The 4,543-nt window shown below is 37.1% G+C and carries 4 protein-coding genes; 2 read left to right on the forward strand and 2 right to left on the reverse strand.

Annotated features, from left to right (window positions below; translation table 11 throughout):
- Nucleotides 1-314: 314 nt before the first annotated feature.
- A complete protein-coding gene (locus tag V7083_RS11420; protein ID WP_335477763.1) occupies nt 315-1,160 on the reverse strand; it encodes an arginase family protein in 846 nt (281 codons plus the stop codon).
- 425 nt (nt 1,161-1,585) lie between these two features.
- Here V7083_RS11420 and V7083_RS11425 point away from each other — a divergent pair, with 425 nt between their 5' ends.
- Both V7083_RS11425 and V7083_RS11430 read left to right on the forward strand, forming a co-directional pair.
- On the forward strand, nt 1,586-2,752 hold the full coding sequence (locus V7083_RS11425) for an MFS transporter (RefSeq protein WP_335477765.1): 1,167 nt from the start codon (nt 1,586-1,588) through the stop codon (nt 2,750-2,752).
- 66 nt (nt 2,753-2,818) lie between these two features.
- Complete coding sequence (locus V7083_RS11430; protein ID WP_335477767.1) at nt 2,819-3,160, forward strand: hypothetical protein; 342 nt, start codon at nt 2,819-2,821, stop codon at nt 3,158-3,160.
- A gap of 36 nt (nt 3,161-3,196) precedes the next feature.
- Here the strand turns inward: V7083_RS11430 and V7083_RS23800 are convergent, their stop codons facing one another.
- Complete coding sequence (locus V7083_RS23800; RefSeq protein WP_438823717.1) at nt 3,197-4,018, reverse strand: methyl-accepting chemotaxis protein; 822 nt, start codon at nt 4,016-4,018, stop codon at nt 3,197-3,199.
- Nucleotides 4,019-4,543: the final 525 nt, after the last annotated feature.

Below are 4,543 nucleotides of genomic sequence, written 5' to 3' on the forward strand. Positions count from 1 at the left end.
GGGATGAAGGAGATTTCTTGATTGCTCACCTAAAAAAGTGATTTTCATCTTGGGGATGAACGACATTTCTCATTTGCTCAACAAGAAAAGTGTCATTCATCTTGGGGATGAACGACATTTCTTGATTGATCAACTTTAAAAGTGGCTTTCATCTTGGGGATGAAGGACATTTCTTGATTGCTCACCTAAAAAAGTGGTTTTCATCTTGGGGATGAAGGAGATTTCTCATTTGCTCAACAAGGAAAGTGTCATTCATCGAGTTCTTTTTATAAATTCGAACATATAACCTTCTCATTCAATTTCAAAAGAACTCTTTATTCCTCACGTTTTGAAATACAGCAAAGTAAGTCAACAATTGTGTTAGCACTGGTTCCATCATTCCCCTTGTTCGCAGCAAATTCCGTTACTTCCATCCCTTTTACCCTAGGATCACTAAGAATGATGGAAAGTAATTCTTTAGCGTGTTGAAAAGATAAACCTGCCATATTTGGAGAATAAGCGGATGGCATGATGGATTGATCTAAAAGATCGACATCGAAATGGACAAGAATTTTCGCATCTGGTGACATTTCATGTAAAAGGGCAATCACTGGTTCCATATTAGTATGTTCTAGAATCGGAACCACTTTGAAACCATAATGATTTTGTGTGTTTGAGTTAGCTCCAATGATTGATACATCGGAAACCTTAACCGGCTCCTCCTTCCACCATACTTTTCGATCCTGAGTTAAGAACCAAAGACCCATACCTGCAGCTCCTACACAACGGTCCCCGTTAGGTTCAATGCTATCGATATGAGTATCCAAAACTAAAAGATGGCATTTATCGCCAAATACTTTTTGAAAAGCTGTAAACGTCCCTACCTCAATACTGCAATCCCCGCCTAAAATTATTGAAAAAAAGTCGGGATCAAAAATCTCATCTGATTTTTCTACGATGGCATCCCAAACCATTCTTGGAGCTGGCCAATTTCTTATCGGTTCAACATTATGTCTAGGGAGATTACTAAAATCACCAATATCGCCCATATTTTGAACCTGTAATCCTCTTTCTTCTAATTTACCCACTAAATTTTTCTTCAATAAAACCTCTGGAGCCAATTCGGTACCTTTATATAGGGCACCGGCATTGCTGGGAATGGAAAATATATTTATTTTCAAAATTATCACCTCATATCTAATTGCTATATAAAAAGTATATAATTGCTAGCAAATTGATATATCCTTAATATATTAAACTAGCTGGGTCTTTTATCAAGACTTGTCGGTTGTTGCGCCTTTCTTACCAATTTCCCACCATCAAAATGACGCCCAAATGTGGTAACAATTTCGGTAGCTTCTTCATAAGTAAGAGTGCGGACATCTGCTTTCCATGTTAGAAAAAAGAATTGAACCTTACCACTATGAGCATGTTTATCATACCAACTTTTTTAAAAAATTTTGAATACAAATTTAATTTTTTAAGGATTTATTACCTGAACACTACTTGCAGGTTGCATAGATTTACCAGACTAGGTGATAATTGTAGTTGGACTAATGAATTAAGTACATAATGATATGGAAGAATTCTGGAGGTGTGAGAACCCTTGCAAACAAAAACTGCTTTACCCATCCTTTTTGTTGTCATGTTTTTGGTAATGGTAGGGTTTGGAATTATTATTCCTGTCTTACCATTTTATGCGGAGCAAATGGGAGCAAATCCAACTGAACTTGGTTTATTAATGTCGATATATTCGTTAATGCAATTGATTTTTGCGCCAATCTGGGGTCGGGTTTCTGATCGCATTGGTAGAAAGCCCGTAATGATGATGGGAATTGCCGGACTATGTTTATCTTTTTTTATTCAAGCTATTTCAACGCAGCTTTGGATGCTATTTGCAGCAAGAACAATCGGAGGGATCCTATCCTCAGCGAATATGCCAACCGCAATGGCGTATGTAGCAGACATTACAACGGATGAAAATCGTGCTAAAGGGATGGGAATTGTTGGTGCTGCTACAGGTCTTGGTTTTGTTTTTGGTCCTGCCATCGGGGGGATTTTCTCTAAGATCAATCTGAATATGCCGTTCTTTCTTGCTAGTGCTTCTTCCTTTTTAACATTGGTTCTTGTATTTATTCTTTTGAAAGAAACTAAAGAAAAAACTAGTGGGGAATCCCTTAAAAATAATTCTATTTGGAAAGCGTTTAATCGTCATGTTTCGGTTTTATTTTTTGTTCAACTATTAATATCCTTGTCTCTATCGGGTCTAGAAGCTACCTTTGCCTATTTTGCCTCGAAACGAGCCGGTCTCAGCCCTTCTCAGCTTGGCTATATTTTTATGACTATGGGTTTTGGAAGCGCTTTGGTACAAGGTGGTTTAGTGGGGAGATTTACAAAAAAATATGGAGAAAGAGCCGTAATCCTTGGTGGCATGGTGGTGTCAGCGTTTGGATTTGGCCTCATTCTCCTAGTGCATAGTTTTACAACTGCGGCCATTTTTTTAACGATATTTGGACTTGGTAATGGTGTGATTCGACCAAGTGTTTCATCATTATTAACCAAAACAACAACCTCCGGCCATGGTAGTGCAACCGGGCTTCTTTCATCTTTTGACTCGTTGGGTCGGATCATTGGGCCGCCACTTGGCGGATGGCTTTTTTCACTTTCAGTCGGACTTCCCTATATTTCAGGAACCATCATTACGATCATAGCATTTATACTATTTCTGCGGTTCCGTTCCCAAAGTCATGTAACAAATTCAATGGAGCATTAGTTGTCATACCCGGCTCGGACATGCATAAAATGGGTTATAAGGATTCATTGATAAGGAGACGAGCCGATGAAACGAAGAACCTATATTAGTGCCGTTTTATTACTATCTACCCTAGTATTAGTGGCTTATCTTGATTCGCCATACTCAATATTGAATAAAAATTATTCCTATACTGCCGGTCAACCGGCAACAGTTGAAGCTGTTAATACAGAACCCCCAACGGATTTACCGGAATTAATGGAAAAGAAGGTTAAGAGTGAGAAAGTAGGCGACTATATAGTCGAAACCTATGAGGAATACGAAATCCATCGGGATAAAGATGGAAAAATCATTGATCATGAGCCAACAGGTAAAACTGAAACACTTCGCTATTGGAATTACAATCAAAAAACAAAAAAAGACCAATAAAAATACTCCCATGTTGCTTGGGAGTATTTTTATAAATTACGCTTTAAAGCTATTTCTAATTGTTTCAGCACTACGTGTTAATTCATCCATATATTGCGCAATTTGACCATTATCCTCACTAATGGATTGAATTGTGTTGCTCATTTGTTGCAGTCCTGCAGAGGCCTCTTCAATTACAGCTGCCAATTCAGTGGTGGACGATTCAACAACCTGTGTTTTTGTGTTTACATCATTCATTAGTTTTTCATAATTGGCAATTTTGATATTTAATTGATCAACCGTCTGGTTTAGCTGGCCAAAGTAATTTGATACTTCATTTGTTGCGGTAACACTTTCATCCAACTTCTCGGCACTTTTGGTCATATTTTCCCATGCAAGCAGATTTGTTTCGATGACGTCCGCAAGGTTTTCAGTGATATTTTTAGTAGTAGTATTTGTTGTTTCAGCGAGTTTCCTAATTTCCTCAGCAACTACAGAGAATCCTCTTCCAGCCTCTCCGGCACGAGCTGCCTCAATACTGGCATTTAATGCAAGGAGATTCGTTTGATCTGTGATCCCTTTTATAATTCCAGCAAAATCATTTGTTTCTCGAATTTTTTCGGAAAGAGATTCAAAATTCTGGTTTAACTGATTCACCAATTGTTTTAATTCAGCCATATCCTTATTTAAGCTGTCGATTTTTTCTAGCCCGTTATTGGCTATCACTTTTGTATTTTTTGAATCAGCGTATAATTCTCTTGTCACATCTTCCATCGTATTGACTGCTTGAACAGTGGTACGAGCACTATCTGCGATATTTGAAACCTGATTGCTTTGTACCTGACTTCCGGCAGCAACCTCTTGAATTGAATATTTCATTTCTTGCTGGAGATTCACATGCTGCTGGATTTGGTTGTTTACTTTATTGATTTGTTCTACGATACTTGAAATCTCTCGCTCTAAAATAGCACTCTGGTTTTGTTTTTCATCGGAATTCTTTTCAGAATCCAAGAGCAGCGTATTAACGGTGTTTTGTTGTTCACCATTTATTTTGATTAATAAAAAGAGAGAAACTCCTGATAAAATATATGTTAATATTCCAGATGAAAATGCTTCTTTCGCAGCCTGGTCTACAGCAAACAGGTAATTTAAAACAAATAATACCAATCCTACACCAAAACCAACTAAAAATATCCTGCTATTAAATGGCGTGGCTATAAAAACTAGTAAAAACGTAAGAACTTGAAAATTTGTAATCGTTCCTCCGCCAGTTACTAATTGAAATGAAATAAAAATATAAACTAATACTAAACTTAAGTATGGAAAGAGTGATTCCTTTTTAACTAAATATCTAAACGAAACATACAATGCAACAAATAAAACAATTTCACTGCTATAGAGTAT

It is taken from the genome of Bacillus sp. JJ1764, from assembly GCF_036962145.1.
Classification (GTDB): Bacteria; Bacillota; Bacilli; order Bacillales; family Cytobacillaceae; genus Neobacillus.